The organism is Pseudomonas sp. SJZ078, assembly GCF_007828255.1.
In the GTDB taxonomy this organism is placed as follows: domain Bacteria; phylum Pseudomonadota; class Gammaproteobacteria; order Pseudomonadales; family Pseudomonadaceae; genus Aquipseudomonas.
Genome location: NZ_VIUG01000032.1, coordinates 11,746 through 29,425, shown reverse-complemented (window position 1 = coordinate 29,425; position 17,680 = coordinate 11,746). Strand labels below are relative to the sequence as shown.

Below are 17,680 nucleotides of genomic sequence, written 5' to 3'. Positions count from 1 at the left end.
CGAGTAGCACGACTTGTGCACAATTCTCTAAGTTATTGTTTTCTCTTCGGAACTTAATGTATTTGCGCCGGTCTTTAGCTACTTCGGACAGGCCGTTTTCTATAAAAAACGGCCTTTTTTGTGGGCGAATGAAAAGCGATGGTCAGGCCGATCTGGCCAGGATCAACCCCTCTTCGCTCGCCGCCTCCAAACGGATTGCCACGAACTTCGAGGTTGGGGTATCGCTTTCGTCGCCAGTGCTTTCCAGCGGCACCAATGGATTCACTTCCGGGTAGTAGGCCGCGGCCTGGCCGGCAGGAATGTCGAATGCCAGCAGGGTAAACCCCTTGACCCGTCGCTCGCGACCGTCATCCCAGAGCGAGACGATATCGGCCTTCTGGCCTGGTTTGAAGCCCAGGCGAATGATGTCGGCTTCATTGACGAACAGCACGTCACGTTGGCCTTTCACACCACGATAACGGTCGTTGAGGCCGTAGATGGTGGTGTTGTACTGGTCGTGGGAGCGCATGGATTGCAGGATCAGGTCCGGCAACTGACCGGTGGCGCGGGTGCGCTCATGCACCAGGTCAGCCGGTAACCGGTTGGGCTTGAAGTTGGCGCGGCCCGAAGGGGTGTTCCAGCGACGTACACTGGCGCTGTTGCCCAGGTAGAAGCCGCCAGGGTTGTGCAATTTCTCGTTGAAGTTCTTGAAGCCGGGAACGGTATCGGCGATCAGGTCGCGGATGCGGTTGTAGTCGGCCACCAGCCAGTTCCAATCCACCGGACGCTCACCCAGGGTGGCGGCGGCCATGCCGGCAATGATCCAGGGCTCGGAACGCATCTGGTTCGACAGGGGTTCCAATTGCCCATTGGAGGCGTGGACCATGCTGAAAGAGTCTTCCACGGTAACCGCTTGCGAGCCAGCGGCTTGCCGGTCGATGTCGGTGCGACCCAGGCACGGCAGGATCAACGCTTCCTTCCCATGGGCCAGATGGCTGCGGTTGAGCTTGGTGCTGATCTGTACGGTCAGGTCGCAGTTGCTCAGGGCCTGGAAAGTCCGGTGACTGTCCGGGGTGGCCTGGGCGAAGTTGCCGCCCAGACCGATGAAGACTTTCGCCTGGCCCGCGGCCATGGCATGGATCGCCTCGACCACGTTGTGGCCGTTCTCCCGCGGTACCTTGAATTGGAAGCGCCGCTCCAGTGTGTCGAGAAATGCGGCGGGTGGGCGCTCGTTGATTCCCATGGTCCGGTCGCCCTGCACGTTGCTATGGCCGCGAACCGGGCACAAGCCCGCGCCGGGCCGGCCGATATTGCCGCGCAGCATCATCAGGTTGGCGATCTCCTGGATGGTCGCCACCGAATGGCGATGCTGGGTGATGCCCATCGCCCAGCACATGATCACGTTCTTGCTGTTGGCGTACATACGCGCCGCCTGCTCGATTTCCACCAGGGTCAGGCCCGACTGCTCGACGATCTGCTCCCATGGGGTGTCGTCGACCACGGCCAGGTATTCCAGCACGTTGGCACTGTGCTCGTTGAGAAAGACGTGGTCGAACACGGCAGGAGCGCCGGCTTTTTGCGCTTCACGTTCCCATTGCAGCAGGAATTTCGCCATGCCGCGCAAGATGGCCATGTCGCCGCCCAGGGCCGGGCGGAAAAACGCGGTGTTGGTGGGTTTGTTACCGTTGGTGAGCATCTCGAACGGGTTCTGCGGATGCTGGAAGCGCTCCAGGCCACGCTCTTTGAGTGGATTGATGCAGACCACCTGGGCCCCGCGCTTCACTGCTTCGCGCAGCGGTTCGAGCATTCTTGGGTGGTTGGTCCCTGGGTTCTGGCCCCAGACGAAAATCGCGTCGGAGTGCTCGAAATCGTCGAAGGTCACCGTGCCCTTGCCCACGCCGACACTCTGGGACAGCGCCACACCGCTGGCCTCGTGGCACATGTTCGAGCAGTCGGGGAAGTTGTTGGTGCCGAAAGCGCGCACGAACAATTGATACAGGTAGGCCGCTTCGTTGCTGGCCCGGCCGGAGGTGTAGAACTCGGCCTGGTTCGGGCTGGACAGTCCTTTCAAGTGCTTGCCGATGAGGGTAAACGCCGCTTCCCAGCTGATGGGTTTGTAGCGATCGGTTTCGGCGTCGTAGCTCATCGGCTCGGTCAGGCGGCCCTGGTATTCGAGCCAGTAGTCGCTCTGCTCCAGCAATGAAGTGACGCTGTGCCGGGCGAAAAATGCAGCGTCGACACGGCGTTTGGTCGCTTCCCAGTTCACCGCCTTGGCGCCGTTTTCGCAGAACTTGACCATGCCGCTTTCCGGCGAGTCGCCCCAGGCGCAGCCCGGGCAGTCGAAGCCACCGTTCTGGTTGGTCTTGAGCATCATGCGCAGGTTTTTCAGCGCGTTATCGCTGGTCAGCCAGGCCTGGGTAACGCTGATCAGCGCCCCCCAACCACCGGCCGGGCCTTTGTAAGGCTTATAGCGCGGTACGGGTTTCTGGTCGACTTGTTGATGCTTGCTCACGCGTGTTTCTCCATCGCAGGGCTATAGACCCGCGGCGCACTTTTTTGCGGCAGGTGGATAAGATTGAGGTTGTGTTTGCGGGCCCACTGCACCGCAAGGCCGGTGGGAGACGACAGGCTGACCAGGGTCTGGATGCCGGCGCGCAACACTTTCTGGATCAGTTCGAGACTGCAGCGACTGGTGACGATCGCCACGCCATCGGCCACCGGAATCTGTTGGCGGACCAAGGCGCCGATCAGCTTGTCGAGGGCGTTGTGGCGGCCTATGTCTTCGCGGCCCAGCAGCAGTTCGCCCTGGCCATTCATGAACAGCGCCGCGTGTACCGCGCCGCAGTGTTGGCCCAAGGGTTGGAACTGGCCGATGCGCTGGCGTAGGCCATCGAGCCATTGCGCAGGTGGCAGCGCTGCGCCGGGCAGCACTTTCAGGTCTGGCAACGCCTGTTCCACGGCTTCCACGCCGCAGAGCCCGCAGCCGCTGGTACCGGCCAGTTGCCGGCGCTGTTGCTTGAGGTTCCAGAAGGCGCGGTTGGCGATGGTCACCTGGGCATATTGTGCGGAGCCGGTGCCGCTCAGTTGCAGGTCATAGATGTCCGACGAATCTTCGATGATGCCGCTGCCCAAGCTGAAACCGATGATGAAATCCTCAAGATCGGTGGGTGTGACCAGCATGACTGCCTGGCTGATGCCGTTATAGGCGATCGCCAACGCCACTTCCTCGGCGAGCTCCGTGCTCTGCGTTTGGACGTGGTCCAGATTGCTGTAGTGGTAGCTCTGGCTGGCGCTGGGCGCGGGTGTTTGCGCGGCGGGCACCGGACAGGCCGGAGGCTTGGCTTTCATGGCATCACCAACGGTTCGAATAGTGACAAGACTAAATGCGGCAATCTGCCACGTCTAATCGCTATTACCGATCTTTCGATAGATGACGTCGATCAAGATGTTACTGTTGATTTCTGATAGAGGGCGAAACAGGCCTCCGCCAACGCCGAGCGCGGGGCACCGCGGCGCATGATGAGCCCCAGCGGGACCAGTGTCTGCGCGTCGACGATGGGCTGCATGCGCAGGTCTTCGGTCAGGACATCCAGGCCGCTGTTCAATGGCATCACCGCGCAGCACAGTCCACCATGTACGGCTTGCAGGAGCTGATGCACGGCGTCGGTCTGCAACAGTGGACGGGGCGCGAGGTTGCGGCTGTGGAAGTTGTGATCGATGGACTGCCGAAAGTGCATGCCGCTGGTGAGCATACCGAGGGGGAGTTCGATCAGTGCTTCCCAGGTCAGTGGTTGTTCACCGAAGAAGAAAAAGCGCTGGTCGTACAGCAGGCCCATGCGAGTAGGACTGAACGGCAGGGATTCGAAGCGTTCGTTGTCCAGGCGCTCCAGGTAGGAAACGCCCAGGTCGATGCGGTTGCTTGCCAGTTGTTCGAGGATCTGTTCGGAGCTCAGGGACGACAGTTCGAAATGCAGCTCGGGGTGCTCGGCATGCAGCCGTTGCATCATCGACAGCGGGTCGAAATCGGACAGGGGCACCACGCCCAGGCGCAGGGTACCGGCCAGATTGCCACGGCAGGCTGCCGCTTCGGCCTGCAGGCCGTCATAGGCCGCCAGCACCGTTCGCGCCCAGGCCAGCACCCGTTCCCCCGGTGCGGTGAAGCCTTCGAAGCGTTGGCCACGATTGACCAGTGGCAAGTCAAGCTCCTCTTCAAGGCTGCGCAGGCGCATCGACAAGGTGGGTTGGGTGATGTGACAGCGTGCGGCGGCTTGGCCGAAGTGGCGGGTTTCGTCCAGCGCGATGAGAAATTTCAGCTGCTTGATGTCCATCTTCGCTCCAGGGCGCGGGGAGATTTGGATTCTAGCGCCTGCACGTGGCGCGGTCATTGGTCGGCCGGGAACGAGGTTCGTTTCGTTTGGGTCTAGTCTGTTACGTCTGGACATTCAAACCCAGGGAGAGAATACGATGAGCCTTTTCAGTTTTTTGAAAGATGCCGGTGAGAAAATTCTTGATGCGTTGACACCCGACAAGGCACAGGCCAATGGTGAAGCGCTGACCCGGCACGTGAAAGACGCACTGACAGGCATTGATACTTCGAAGATCCAGGTGAAAGTCGAGGGCGAAAAAGTCGTAGCCACGGGTGAAGCCGCAAGTCAGGAAGAGAAGGAAAAGATCCTGTTGGCGTTGGGTAATGTGATCGGTATCAGCGGTGTCGACGATCAGATCACGGTAACCGGTCCGGTCGCCAAGGAGGCCAGATTCGTGACGGTCAAAAGCGGCGACACCTTGAGTAAGATTGCCAAGCATTTCTATGGCGATGCGAACCAGTACATGAAAATCTTCGAGGCCAACAAGCCGATGCTCAAGAGCCCGGACCTGATCTATCCAGGGCAGTCGTTGCGCATTCCTGAGTAGGCTCGGGACCGTATAGTCCCAATCGCGAGCAGGCTCGCTCCCACAGGGATCGCTGGAACCGAAGATCCCTTGTGGGAGCCTGCTCGCGATTGGGCGCAACGCTGTTCAAAGCCCTGCAATCAGATCCCGATAATCCTTCAGCGCCGCGAACTCCCCCGTATCCTTCGGCCCCTTGCGGCTGTCCGGCTCGCTGACGGCCAGCAGGTGTGCCACACCGAAATCCCGGGCACTGCGCAACACCGGCAGGGTGTCGTCAATGAACAGGCTGCGAGCCGGGTCGAAGTCCAGGTCAGCTTTCAGCGCGTCCCAGAATTGCGGGTTTTCCTTAGGGAAGCCGTAGTCGTGGGAGCTGATCAAGCGCTCGAAATAAGGGGCGAGCTCGATGCGTTCCAGCTTCAGGGACAACGAGTCGCGGTGGGCATTGGTGATCATCACCACGCGCTTGCCGGCTCGCTGGATTGCCGCCAGGAAGGTATCGGCATCCGGGCGCAGGGCGATCAGGTGCGCGGTTTCCAGTTTCAGTTCGCGCACCGGCAATTTCAGCTCTGTGCTCCAGAAATCCAGGCAGTACCACTGCAATTGGCCGGCGTTGCGTTCGAACAACGGTTGCAGTTCCATCTCGGCCATGGCCCGGCTCACGCCATGCAGTTCGGCGTAGCGCTGGGGCAGGTGTTCCATCCAGAAATGGTTGTCGTAATGCAGATCCAGCAGGGTGCCGTCCATGTCCAGCAGCACCGTGTCGATCTCGTGCCAGGGCAGCAAGGCCATAAAACTTCTCCAGCGGTAATCGGATATCCGCCATAAACATTCAGAATAGGCCGGGTATAGTAGCCTGCTATCGCCCAGGGAGCCGTTTATGCGCCAGAAACCCACCATACTCGATCGACGGATCGTCGCCACCAGCCGCTTGTTTTGCGTGGAAGAACTGAAGCTGCGTTTTTCCAATGGCGTGGAGCGCACCTACGAGCGTTTGGCGGGCAAGGGCCCGGGGTACGGCGCAGTGATGATTGTGGCGATGCTCGATGCCGACCACGCGGTGTTGGTGGAAGAGTATTGCGGCGGTACCGACGCCTACGAGCTGTCGCTGCCCAAGGGTTTGATCGAGCCGGGCGAGGACGTGCTGGCGGCGGCTGAGCGCGAGCTCAAGGAAGAGGCCGGTTTTGGTGCGCGTCAATTGGAGCATCTGACCGAGCTGTCGCTGTCTCCCGGCTACATGAGCCAGAAAATCCAGGTGGTGCTGGCGACGGACCTGTACGAAGAGCGACTGGAAGGTGACGAGCCTGAGCCGATGCGCGTGGACAAGGTCAACCTGCGCGAATTGTCGTCCCTGGCACAAAACCCACAATTCACCGAGGGTCGGGCCTTGGCGGCGTTATACCTGGCCCGTGACCTGCTGACCCTGCGCGGAGCGTTTCTGGCATGAATTACCCCCATCCCCTGATGGCCCCAGTGGTCGAACTGGCGCTCAAGGCCGGCGCGGCGATCCTGCCTTTCTGGCGAGCCAACGTGCAGGTTGTCCAGAAGGCCGACGAGTCGCCGGTGACCGCCGCGGACATGGCTGCTCACGATGTCATCGTGGCCGGGCTGACGGCCCTGGCCCCGGAGATCCCGATCCTTTCCGAAGAGGACGCCGATATCCCCCAGGATGTACGCGCTGGCTGGCAGCGCTGGTGGCTGGTGGACCCGCTGGATGGGACCAAGGAGTTCATTTCCGGTAGCGAGGAGTTCACCGTCAACATTGCGCTGATCGAGCGGGGACACGTGGTGTTTGGCGTGGTATCGATGCCTACCAACGGCCGTTTCTACGTCGGCGGCGCGGGGCTGGGCGCCTGGCGTGGCGACAAGGGTGCCGAGCCTGTGCCGGTCGAGGTGCGTCATGTGCCTGGGCCGGGTGAAGCGTTCACCGTGGTCGCCAGTCGCCGTCATACCAGCCCGGAGCAGGAGCGTCTCTTGAGCGGTTTGAGCCAGAAACTGGGGGAACTGCAGCTCACCAGCATCGGCAGTTCATTGAAGTTTTGCCTGGTGGCCGAAGGCGCGGCGGATTGCTATCCACGATTGGCGCCGACGTCCCAGTGGGACACCGCCGCGGCCCAGGGGGTATTGGAAGGCGCAGGCGGCGAGGTGTTGGACTTGAGCGGCGAGCGGTTCTGCTATCCGCCGCGGGAGTCGCTTCTGAACGCTTCGTTCCTCGCGTTGCCGGCGAAAGCGGCGTGGCGTGAGCAGCTGCTGGCGCTCGCCCGTTCCTGAGGCTGATGGGTTCACTTAAGGTCCATGAATCATTGTGGCGCGGGGATAAATCCCTCGCCACAAAGGTTTGTGACAGCCCTGTCAGCGGTGCAACACGTACTGCCCCTCGAACCGCACCGCTACTTCTTCGCTACCGTCATTCACCACCCGCGTTTGCAGGGTCAGCCGCGCCCGTCCGTAACGCTGGTAAGTGGCCAGGAAGCGCTTCCACACCTTTTCTTCAGGCGCATCGCAGAGAACCGCCGCGTCGCGGGTGACCGGCAGTGGGTAGCTGATCTGCCCTTCCTGGATCACGATATGCCCGTCTTCGATGCCTTCCTCGCGCAGGGCCAGGTGCAGCCAACCCCAGCCGCCGAGCACTGCGCCGCAATACAGGCTGCCGCCGAACATGGTGCTCTTGTGGTTGACATTGGCCGCAAGCGGCAGGAACAGCCGCAGTTGTCGGGCCTGCCAATCGAGCACCTTGAGACCCATGTCACGGGTCAGCGGTATGTCGTGATGCAGGATCGATTCCAGGTAACGGCTGTTGCGGTTCATTGCCGGGCCTCTTGTTTGTAAGGAGGGCAACGATAACTCAATCGGAGTCATCGGCCGCGCCAGAACTGCTGTCGCCGAATGTCAGCCCATGCTTGCGTAATTTGTCGTGCAGGGTCTTGCGCGGAATGCCCAAGGCTTCGGCGAGGCTGCGTACCGAACTGTGGGGGCGGGCCAGCTCGGCGGCGATGAGGGTTCTCTCGAAATTCTCGACCTGCTCGCTCAGGCCGCCGCTGACGATCTTTACCGGTGTGCCGGGCGTGCCTTCCGGCACGCCATTGTCCAGGGCCAGTTCCAGGCCCAGGGCAAAGCGTTCGGCGGCGTTCTGCAACTCCCGGACGTTGCCCGGCCAGCTGTGGCGCAGCAGCAGCGCCCGTTGTGCCGGTTGCAGTTCATGGGGTGGCAGGCCATGGCGCGCACTGGCTTCGTCGGCGAAGTGCTGGAACAGCATCAGCGCGTCCTCGCCTCGTTCGCGCAATGGCGGGATACGCAATGGGGCTACATTCAGGCGGTAATACAGGTCGGCCCGAAAGCGTCCCTGGTCGGCCGCCTGGCGCAAGTCTTCCTTGGTGGCGGCGATGACGCGGATGTCCAGCGGGATCTGTTGATTGCCCCCCAGTCGCTCCACCACGCGCTCCTGCAGCAGCCGTAGCAGCTTGACCTGGACGTCCAGGCTCATGCTTTCGATTTCATCGAGGAACAGTGTGCCGCCATTGGCGAACTCGAACTTGCCGATGCGACGTTTCTGCGCGCCGGTGAAGGCCCCGGGTTCGTGGCCGAACAGTTCGCTTTCCACCACTGATTCGGCCAGGGCCCCGGCGTTGATCGCCACGAATGGGCCGTTGCGCCGGCCCGAAAGGTCATGCAGCGCACGGGCCACCACTTCCTTGCCGGCGCCGGTTTCACCGAGGATCAGCACGTCGGCGCGGGTGGCCGCCAATGCGCCGATCTGTTCGCGCAGACGCAGCATCGGTGCGGACTGGCCGACCAGGCGGGCGCTGAGCTCATGACGGTCGCTGAGGGCCAGGCGCAGGCTGCGGTTGTCCAGCACCAGGCGGCGCAGGGCCAGGGCCCGGCGTACGCTGTCGAGCAGGTGATCGCTGGCGAAAGGTTTTTCCAGGAAGTCATAGGCACCGGCGCGCATCGCCTGGACCGCCAGCGGCACATCACCGTGGCCGGTGATCAGCAGCACCGGCAGCTCCGGGTCCTGGGCGTGGAGTTGAGTCAGCAGTTCGAGGCCGTCGATGCCCGGCATGCGAATGTCGCTGACCACCACACCCGGCCAGTCACGGGGCAGTTGCCCGGCGAGGCCCTTGGCCTCGGCCAGGGACAGGATGTTCAGGCCGGCCAGGTCGAGGGTCTGGCTCAAGGCCTGACGCAGGTGGGGATCGTCGTCGATCAGCACCACCTCAATCCGGTTATCGATGGTCATACGCTACGGTCCTCGGACGGTTGCAAGCTTACCCCAGGCGCGCCGGCGCGCAGCTTGAGGGTGATCAGGGCACCGCCTTCCTTGTGGTTGGCGAACGACAGTTCTCCACCGAAGGCGCGCATCAGGGTGTCGCAGATCGCCAGCCCCAGCCCCAGGCCCTGGGTACGGGTCTTGGTGGTGTAGAAGGGTTCGCCGGCACGGCCCAGGGCTTCCATGCAAAAGCCCGGGCCGTTATCGCGGATGTACAGGTTGACGCCGGTTTCGGTGGCCTGGGCACTGAGCCAGAGTTTGCGCGGAGGGCCTTTTTCGGTCAGGGCGTCGAGGGCGTTGGCCAGCAGGTTGCCGAGCACCTGGCGCAAGCGGGTTTCGCCGGCCTCTACCCACAGCGTGGCTGCCGGCAGGTCGCGGATCAGCTCCACTTCCATGCTGCGCCGACGCTTGGCGAGCAGCGCCAGGGCATCGTCCAGGGCCGGTTGCAGGGCGACGCTTTCCGGCGCATGGCGGTCGCGGCGGGCGAAGGCCCGCAGGTGAGCGATGATCGACGCCATGCGTCCGGTCAGTTCATTGATCAGTTTGAGGTTGCCCCTGGCGTCCTCGGTGCGCTGATGGTCGAGCAATATTTCGGCGTTTTCCGCATAGCTGCGAATCGCTGCCAGCGGCTGGTTGAGTTCATGGCTGATGCTGGCCGACATGGTGCCCAATGCCGACAGCTTGCCGGCCTGCACCAGGTCATCCTGGGCGCGGACCAGCTCCTGTTGCGCCTGCTCGCGCTCCAGGACTTCCTGTTTCAGGCGCCGGTTCAGGCCTTCCAGATCGCTGGTGCGCTCGGCCACCCGGCCTTCCAGCTCGTGGCGCGCCTTGCCTTCGAAAGCGATCCGGTCCAGGTAATGGCGCCTGCGTTGCATCATCAAGCCGAGCAACAGCATCAAGACCAGCAGCGCTGCACCGCCAGTGGCGACGACGGTACGCACAGGCCTGTCGATCAGGGTGCGTGGAGCGAGGATGCTCACGCTCCATCCCGTTTCTTCGATGGTCTGGGTCTGGGTCAGCCAGGCCTGTGGATCCAGATTCAGCGGTTTCGGATCGCGAGTCGGGTAGGGTTGCACGGCGCTGATTGCGCTATGTTCCTCGTCGCTTAACGGGCGGGTCGAGCGAAATCGCCATTCCTGCCGGGAAGTCAGGATGACCACCCCGTTATGATCGGTCACCAGCAACTGTTCCGGGGTTTTGCCCCACAGGCTTTCGGTATGGTCCAGGTCGACCTTGACCACCAGCACACCGATGACACGGTCGCGCTCACGCACGGCGGCGGCGAAGAAATAACCACGCTTGGCCGACGTAGTTCCCAGGCCGAAGAAGCGCCCCAGACGCCCGGCCATGGCTTCGATGTAGTACGGCCGGAAGGCGAAATTGCGCCCGACGAAACTGTCATGCTTGTCCCAGTTCGAGGCCGCCAGCGTCTTGCCGGTGGCGTCCATCAGGTACATCACCTCGGCACCGGTCTGGGTGCTGATTTTTTTCAGAAGCTGGTTGGCGTTGCTTTGGGTGAATTCATCGTCCGGGGCGGATAGCGTCGCGCGCAGTGCCGGCAGGTCGCCGAGAATCTGCGGCAAGACCTCATAGCGGTGCAACGTGCCCAGCAGGTTGGCGACGTAAAGGTCCAGTGTCTGGCGATTCTGCCCGGCCAATTCGCTGCGGTAATAGCGCTCGGCCAGATGCTCCAGCGGCCATAGCAACGGTGCCAGGCACAGTGCAAGCAAGGCCAGGCTGCGCCAACGGGGTCTGCGGGGAAGGGTGGAGTTCATGAGCGTGCGCCTGTAGGAACAAGCGCATTATGCCTAGTGTCCTGTCTCGGAAATACGTTCTTTTTTGGCGAGTGGCTTGGGTGTTCGGCCAAGGCGCCGCGACGAGTCATAGCAGGGCTATGGCGAGGAGTGGCAACGCCGGCCGGGCACCCAAGACACCGCCAAAAATGAACAGCTTATTTCCGAGACCGGACACTAGTGTCGCTCGGCAAGGCACTGCTGCAACGCGCTTCGCCAGTCTGGCTGGCTCACCCCCCATTCCCGGAACAGGCGGGTGCAATCCAGGCGCGAGTTCAGCGGCCGCGGTGCTGGCGTCGGGTATTCGCTGGACGGGATGGGCTCAATGACCGCACAAGGCTTGTGTTGCCCAACCAATTGTTCACCGATGGCCTGGGCAAAACCGAACCAGGATGTCTCGCCTTGGGCCGTCAGGTGATAAGTGCCCCAGGCGCCGCCCCGCCCCGTCATCCAGCGCTCGATAAGCCTGGCGGTACTGTCGGCAATGGTTCCAGCCCAAGTCGGGGCTCCGACCTGGTCGGCTACCACCCGCAGGTGCGGTTTTTCCTGGAGCAGACGCTGCATGGTCAGGAGAAAGTTGCGGCCTTCGGTCGAATACACCCAGCTGGTGCGCAATATCAGGTACTGGCCGCCGGCTTGGTAGATGGCATCCTCGCCGGCCAGTTTGCTGCGTCCGTAGACACTCAGCGGGTTGGGTGTGTCGTCCTCTGTGTAGGGCTGTGGCTTGCGGCCATCGAAGACATAATCGGTGGAGTAGTGGATCAGCGGGACGCCCAGCTCATTTGCTGCGAGGGCCAGGATCCCCGGTGCGCTGGCGTTGATGGCAAAGGCCAGTTCCGGCTCGCTCTCGGCCTGGTCGACGGCTGTATGTGCGGCGGCGTTGATGATCAGATCGGGGTGCAGGGCATCTATGTGCAAGCGCAGCTGATCCGGTCGCGCCAGGTCGAGCTGATCGCTGCCGCGCACGATCAGCTCACCGGCGTCGGTCAGGCGCGATTGGAGCGCCCGGGACACCTGGCCGTTCTTGCCGATGATCAGGATTCGCAAGGGCGCACTCATGGGAACAGGTCGGCCTCATGCAGAAACTTGCCGTTCTGGTCCTTGGACGAGAGGGTGGGCGCGCCCTCCAGCTCCCAGTCGATGGCCAGGTCCGGATCGTCCCAACGGATGCAGCGTTCGGCCATGGGCGCATAGTAATCGGTGGTTTTATAGAGAAAATCCGCTGACTCGCTCAGTACCATGAAACCGTGGGCGAAGCCTGGCGGAATCCACAGCTGCCGCTGGTTCTGCGCCGACAGACGCACACTCTCCCACTGGCCGAAAGTGGGCGAGCTGCGGCGAATGTCCACAGCCACGTCCAGCACTTCGCCGGCGATGACACGCACGAGCTTTCCCTGGGCCTGTTCGATCTGATAATGCAGGCCCCGCAGCACACCTTTGGTCGAGCGTGAGTGGTTGTCCTGGACGAACTGCAGGTCGCAACCAGTGGCCTCGGCGAACGCGCGGGCGTTGAAGCTTTCATAGAAAAAGCCGCGGTCGTCGCCGAAGACCTTTGGCTCGATGATCAGGACGTCCGGCAGTCGGGTGGCGATGACGTTCAACGTGATTCTCCGGCGATCTTGAACAGGTACTGGCCGTAACCGGTCTTGCCGAAGTACTCGGCGCGCTCAAGAATGTGTTCGCGGCTGATCCAGCCCTGTTGGTAGGCAATTTCTTCCAGGCACGCCACTTTCAAGCCTTGGCGATGTTCAATGGTCTGCACGTATTGCGAGGCTTCCAGCAGACTGTCGTGGGTGCCGGTGTCCAGCCAGGCGAAACCGCGACCGAATCGCTCCACATGCAGGTCGCCGCGTTGCAGATAAGCGTTGTTGACGTCGGTGATCTCCAGTTCGCCGCGTTTGGAAGGCTTTATCGCCTTGGCGATCTGGATCACGTCGTTATCGTAGAAATACAGACCGGTGACCGCATAGCTGGATTTGGGCTCGGCGGGTTTTTCTTCAATGGAAAGGGCATGGCCTTCGGCGTCGAAGTCGATCACGCCAAAACGCTCCGGATCCTTGACCCAGTAGCCGAAGACGGTCGCACCTTGCGGCCGATTGACAGCGGTCTGCAATTGTTCACCGAAGTACTGTCCGTGGAAAATGTTGTCGCCCAGGATCAGGCACACCGGATCGCTGCCAATGAACTGTTCGCCGATCAGGAATGCCTGGGCCAGGCCATCGGGTGATGGTTGTTCGGCGTAACTGATCTGCACGCCGAATTGGCTGCCATCGCCCAGCAGGTTGCGGTATTGCGGCAGATCCTGTGGGGTGGAGATCACCAGGATGTTCTTGATACCCGCAAGCATCAGTACCGAGATCGGGTAGTAGATCATCGGTTTGTCGTACACCGGAAGCAGTTGCTTGGAAACCCCGAGGGTAATCGGGTGCAGTCGTGTGCCGGAACCACCGGCCAGAACAATGCCTTTCATCATGCAATCGATTCCTTTTCATCGAGCGAGCCGAGGCGCTCGCCCTGATAGCTGCCGTCCTGGACACGTCGGCACCACTGGAGATTCTCAAGGTACCACTGCACGGTTTTGCGCAGGCCCGTGTCGAAGGTTTCCCTGGGCGTCCAGCCCAGTTCCCGTTCGATCTTGCCGGCATCGATGGCATAACGCAGGTCGTGGCCGGGGCGGTCCCTGACGAAAGTGATCAGGTCGACATAGCGCCCGATCCCTTCGGGTTTGTCGGGCGCCAGTTCTTCGAGCAACGCGCAGATGCTGCGTACGACATCGATGTTCTTCTGCTCATTGTGGCCGCCAATATTGTAGGTCTCTCCGACCACGCCTTCGGTGACGACTTTCAGCAGGGCCCGGGCATGGTCTTCGACATACAGCCAATCCCGCACCTGTTGTCCGTCGCCGTACACCGGCAATGGTTTGCCGGCCAAGGCGTTGAGGATCACCAACGGAATCAGCTTTTCGGGGAAGTGGAACGGCCCATAGTTGTTGGAGCAGTTGGTCAGTAGCACGGGCAAGCCGTAGGTGCGCTGCCAGGCACGAACCAGATGGTCGGACGCTGCCTTGCTGGCGGAATAAGGGGAGCTGGGTGCATACGGGGTGGTTTCGGTGAACAGGTCATCGACGCCGTGCAGGTCACCGTACACTTCGTCGGTAGAAATATGGTGGAAACGAAACGCTTGTTTCTGGGCCTCTGGCAAGGTTTGCCAATAGGCGCGGGTAGCTTCCAGGAGGCTATAAGTGCCTACGATATTGGTCTGGATGAAGTCCGCCGGGCCATCAATGGAACGGTCTACATGGGACTCTGCTGCAAGATGCATGATCGCATCAGGCTTGAACCGCGCCAGCACGGCACTGACTGTGGCTTGATCGACGATATCGGCTTGTACGAATTCATAACGACTGTCGTGATCGACGCTGCTCAGCGATTCGAGATTGCCAGCGTACGTCAATTTATCGAGGTTCAGGATCTGGTGTTCGGTATCAAGGATCAAATGCCGTACGAGGGCCGAGCCGATGAAGCCGGCACCACCAGTGATGAGAATGCGCATCCGGTTAAGCCTTTTTCCATGAGACGACAAAATATGGAGCATAGCTTGTCGACATGCGGATGACGGTGCAAGCGGGATGTTCCAGGAATGTCCCGAATCGGGAGGTCAATCCAAGGTGGGGAAACTCGCCAAAAGTACCCGTCGCTCCAAAAAAATAGGTGTGGATATCCTTCTTCCCGCAAAGAGGGGTTGCTTATTCTCCAACTCAATGGCGTGATAGGTGTTCAATAAAAACCACATCAGGGGTCGTTGTATGCCACTCGCTACGTTGGTTCATCGTGCCAGTTTGCCCAGTCCACAGATCAGCGCCAAGCAGGCGCTGGTGCTGCTGCGCCTGAACTACGGCCTCAGCGGTGACCTGCGACCCCTTGGCAGCCAGCAGGATCTCAACTACCGCGTCGACAGCGAGCGCGGGCGATTTGTGTTAAAAATTTGCCATGGTGACTACGCCGTCCAAGAGCTCCAGGCCCAGCATGCAGCCCTTGGGCAACTGGCCAGCCACGGTACGGTAAAAGTGCCACGGGTGATTGTGGCCAATAACGGCCAGGATCTGTTGACGCTCGACGTCGACGGACAGGTGGTTCACGTTCGATTGCTGGAATACATCGACGGCCAGCCTCTGACCCAACTCAAGCATCTGGGCCAGGAACTGGTGAGCGGCCTGGGGCGCTTGTGTGCGGAAGTCGACCAGGCCCTGGCCGCATTCGACCATCCGGGCCTGGAGCGCACCCTGCAATGGGACGCCCGCCATGCCGACGCGCTGATCGGCCATCTGCTGCCGGTCATCCAGGACGATCAACGACGCGGCCTGATCGCCGAGGTTGCGCAACAGGCCGAGCGACGCCTGCATCCGCTCAAGGCCCACCTGCCGGTGCAAGCCATCCACATGGACCTGACCGATGACAATGTGGTCTGGCAGCGCGATGCCCAGCGCCAGTGGCAATTGCAGGGCGTCATCGATTTCGGCGACCTGATCCGCACCTGGCGCATTACCGAGTTGTCGGTGACTTGTGCGGCATTGCTGCACCACGCCAATGGCGATCCGTTCTTCATCCTGCCGGCGGTCCAGGCTTATCACGAGACGAACCCGTTGCAGCGTGAAGAGCTGCTGGCGCTCTGGCCGATGATTGTGGAACGCGCCGCCGTGTTGGTGCTCAGTGGCGAACAACAAGTGTCCATCGACCCGGACAACACCTACAGCCGCGCCAACCTGGAGCATGAATGGGAAATCTTCCGGGTTGCCCACTCGGTGCCGTTCGAGCTGATGGAGGCGGCGATCCTGAGCGCCGTTGGCCAGAATCTGCCACCGATTGGCAGTGAAGGCTTCGTACCGTTGTTGCCGACCCTGGTAGGCCGCGAGTTCGCCCTGATCGACCTGGGTGTGCTGAGCCCGCATTTCGAGGCCGGCAACTGGGAGCAGCCAGGTATCGACCAGCGTCTGCTGAGCGAGGCCGCCACCGTTCACGGATTGGCCGCCAGCCGCTACGGCCAGTATCGGTTGTCGCGCACCCGGCCGGACAGTGCCGTGGAGCCTGAAACCTGCCCGCTGCATGTGGAGTTGCATGTACCTCACGGCACGCCGCTCGAGTCGCCGTTTGCCGGGGTATTGCACAAGAGCGCCGACGGCATGCTGCAACTGGACAGTTCACAGTTGAGCATTCGGCTGTGGGGTGTGGCGTCGCCGCTGCATGCCGGGGCTGCGCTGGTCAAGGGACAGGTCCTGGGCGAAGTGGCTGGCCCGTTGCGGGTGCAGTTGTGCCGGGGCGCGCACCTGAACCCACCGCTGTTCTGCACCCCGTCCACAGCCCCGGCCTGGCAGGCATTGTGCCCTTCACCGGCGGTATTGCTCGGGCTGGCTTGCGACGCCCAAGAGGAAGTCGACGCCAAGACATTGCTGGCCCGTCGCGATGCGAGCTTCGCCCGCACTCAGAAACATTATTACGTCGACCCGCCGCGCATCGAACGTGGCTGGCGCAACCACCTGATCGACATGCAGGGGCGCTCCTACGTCGACATGCTCAATAACGTTGCGGTGTTGGGCCACGGTCATCCACGCATGGCGGCCGTGGCTGCCCGGCAGTGGTCGCTGCTCAATACCAACTCCCGTTTTCACTACGCGGCGATTGCCGAATTTTCCGAACGATTATTGTCGCTGGCGCCGTCAAACATGAATCGGGTGTTCCTGGTCAACAGCGGCACGGAGGCCAACGACCTGGCGATCCGCCTGGCCTGGGCCTACAGCGGCGGACGAGACATGCTCAGTGTGCTGGAAGCCTACCATGGCTGGTCGGTGGCGGCAGATGCGGTCTCGACGTCCATCGCCGACAATCCCAAGGCCCTGAGCAGCCGCCCGGACTGGGTGCACCCGGTGACCGCTCCCAACACTTATCGCGGTGAGTTCCGTGGCCCCGACAGCGCGCCGGACTACGTGCGCAGTGTCGAGCACAACCTGGCGAAAATTGCCGAGCAGAAGCGCCAGCTCGCCGGTTTCATCTGCGAGCCGGTGTACGGCAATGCCGGCGGTATCGCGCTGCCACCTGGTTATTTGAAACAGGTCTATGAGCTGGTGCGCGAACGGGGCGGGGTGTGCATCGCTGACGAGGTACAGGTCGGCTACGGGCGCATGGGCGAGTTTTTCTGGGGTTTCGAAGAGCAGGGCGTGGTACCGGATATCATTACCATGGCCAAGGGTATGGGGAATGGCCAGCCGCTGGGCGCGGTCATCACCCGCCGGGAAATCGCTGAGGCGTTGGAAGCCGAGGGCTATTTCTTCTCGTCGTCTGGCGGCAGCCCCGTCAGTTGCCAGATCGGCATCGCGGTGCTGGATGTCATGGAGGAAGAAGGGCTCTGGGAAAATGCCCGGGTAGTGGGCGGTCACTTCAAGGCACGCCTGCAAGCCCTGATGGACCGGTACCCGTTGGTCGGTGCGGTGCATGGTTCCGGGTTTTACCTGGGCCTGGAGCTGGTCCGTAATCGCGAAACACTGGAGCCCGCCACCGAAGAAACCGCGACGCTGTGCAACCGCCTTCGGGAGTTGGGCATCTTCATGCAACCCACCGGTGACTACCTGAACATCCTCAAGATCAAGCCACCGATGGTGACGACGCGTCAGAGCGTGGATTTCTTCGTCGATATGCTATCGAAGGTATTGGACGAAGGTCTCTGATCCGAGACGGACGCTTCCCTGCAGGCTTGTTTC

Annotated in this window: 15 protein-coding genes; 4 read left to right on the top strand and 11 right to left on the bottom strand. The window is 61.6% G+C overall.

Going from position 1 to position 17,680, the window contains the following annotated elements:
- Nucleotides 1–142: 142 nt before the first annotated feature.
- From FBY02_RS22890 to FBY02_RS22880, 3 genes are all read right to left on the bottom strand, one after another.
- On the bottom strand, nt 143–2,491 hold the full coding sequence (locus tag FBY02_RS22890; RefSeq protein ID WP_144930384.1) for an FdhF/YdeP family oxidoreductase: 2,349 nt from the start codon (nt 2,489–2,491) through the stop codon (nt 143–145).
- A complete protein-coding gene (gene fdhD / locus FBY02_RS22885) occupies nt 2,488–3,327 on the bottom strand; it encodes a formate dehydrogenase accessory sulfurtransferase FdhD (protein ID WP_144930383.1) in 840 nt (279 codons plus the stop codon). Before fdhD ends, FBY02_RS22890 begins: the two co-directional genes overlap by 4 nt.
- Nucleotides 3,328–3,419: 92 nt before the next feature.
- A complete protein-coding gene (locus tag FBY02_RS22880; protein ID WP_144930382.1) occupies nt 3,420–4,307 on the bottom strand; it encodes a LysR family transcriptional regulator in 888 nt (295 codons plus the stop codon).
- A 136-nt stretch (nt 4,308–4,443) separates the two neighbouring features.
- On the opposite strand from FBY02_RS22880, the gene lysM reads away from it, so the two are divergent.
- The gene (gene lysM / locus FBY02_RS22875) at nt 4,444–4,893 is read left to right on the top strand and encodes a peptidoglycan-binding protein LysM (RefSeq protein ID WP_144930381.1); all 450 of its coding nucleotides are present in this window, start codon (nt 4,444–4,446) and stop codon (nt 4,891–4,893) included.
- Nucleotides 4,894–4,998: 105 nt separating this feature from the next.
- Here lysM and yrfG read toward each other — a convergent pair whose 3' ends face one another.
- Entirely contained in the window at nt 4,999–5,661 is a 663-nt protein-coding gene (yrfG, locus tag FBY02_RS22870; RefSeq protein WP_144930380.1) for a GMP/IMP nucleotidase, read from the bottom strand.
- 88 nt (nt 5,662–5,749) lie between these two features.
- Here yrfG and nudE point away from each other — a divergent pair, with 88 nt between their 5' ends.
- Nucleotides 5,750–6,316 carry an ADP compounds hydrolase NudE gene (nudE, locus tag FBY02_RS22865; RefSeq protein ID WP_041024607.1) on the top strand — a complete coding sequence of 189 codons (567 nt, stop codon included), beginning with the start codon at nt 5,750–5,752 and terminating at the stop codon, nt 6,314–6,316.
- The gene (gene cysQ, locus FBY02_RS22860; RefSeq protein WP_144930379.1) at nt 6,313–7,140 is read left to right on the top strand and encodes a 3'(2'),5'-bisphosphate nucleotidase CysQ; all 828 of its coding nucleotides are present in this window, start codon (nt 6,313–6,315) and stop codon (nt 7,138–7,140) included. The genes nudE and cysQ overlap by 4 nt, the downstream gene beginning before the upstream one ends.
- Before the next feature lie 81 nt (nt 7,141–7,221).
- Here the strand turns inward: cysQ and FBY02_RS22855 are convergent, their stop codons facing one another.
- The 7 genes from FBY02_RS22855 to rfbB all read right to left on the bottom strand — a co-directional run bounded on the left by FBY02_RS22855 (nt 7,222) and on the right by rfbB (nt 14,481).
- On the bottom strand, nt 7,222–7,677 hold the full coding sequence (locus tag FBY02_RS22855; RefSeq protein WP_144930378.1) for a YiiD C-terminal domain-containing protein: 456 nt from the start codon (nt 7,675–7,677) through the stop codon (nt 7,222–7,224).
- A gap of 37 nt (nt 7,678–7,714) precedes the next feature.
- The gene (locus tag FBY02_RS22850; protein ID WP_144930377.1) at nt 7,715–9,106 is read right to left on the bottom strand and encodes a sigma-54 dependent transcriptional regulator; all 1,392 of its coding nucleotides are present in this window, start codon (nt 9,104–9,106) and stop codon (nt 7,715–7,717) included.
- Nucleotides 9,103–10,911 (bottom strand): ATP-binding protein, encoded by a 1,809-nt coding sequence (locus FBY02_RS22845; RefSeq protein WP_047699905.1) that lies wholly within the window; start codon nt 10,909–10,911, stop codon nt 9,103–9,105. Before FBY02_RS22845 ends, FBY02_RS22850 begins: the two co-directional genes overlap by 4 nt.
- A gap of 195 nt (nt 10,912–11,106) precedes the next feature.
- Nucleotides 11,107–11,988 (bottom strand): dTDP-4-dehydrorhamnose reductase, encoded by an 882-nt coding sequence (gene rfbD / locus FBY02_RS22840; RefSeq protein ID WP_144930376.1) that lies wholly within the window; start codon nt 11,986–11,988, stop codon nt 11,107–11,109.
- The gene (gene rfbC / locus FBY02_RS22835; protein ID WP_144930375.1) at nt 11,985–12,530 is read right to left on the bottom strand and encodes a dTDP-4-dehydrorhamnose 3,5-epimerase; all 546 of its coding nucleotides are present in this window, start codon (nt 12,528–12,530) and stop codon (nt 11,985–11,987) included. Before rfbC ends, rfbD begins: the two co-directional genes overlap by 4 nt.
- Nucleotides 12,527–13,402 carry a glucose-1-phosphate thymidylyltransferase RfbA gene (rfbA, locus tag FBY02_RS22830; protein WP_144930374.1) on the bottom strand — a complete coding sequence of 292 codons (876 nt, stop codon included), beginning with the start codon at nt 13,400–13,402 and terminating at the stop codon, nt 12,527–12,529. Before rfbA ends, rfbC begins: the two co-directional genes overlap by 4 nt.
- Nucleotides 13,399–14,481 carry a dTDP-glucose 4,6-dehydratase gene (gene rfbB, locus FBY02_RS22825; protein ID WP_144930373.1) on the bottom strand — a complete coding sequence of 361 codons (1,083 nt, stop codon included), beginning with the start codon at nt 14,479–14,481 and terminating at the stop codon, nt 13,399–13,401. The genes rfbA and rfbB overlap by 4 nt, the downstream gene beginning before the upstream one ends.
- A 253-nt stretch (nt 14,482–14,734) precedes the next feature.
- Between rfbB and FBY02_RS22820 the strand changes: the two genes are divergently transcribed.
- Nucleotides 14,735–17,647, top strand: a complete 2,913-nt coding sequence (locus FBY02_RS22820; protein WP_144930372.1) for an aminotransferase — start codon at nt 14,735–14,737, stop codon at nt 17,645–17,647.
- Nucleotides 17,648–17,680 lie beyond the last annotated feature (33 nt).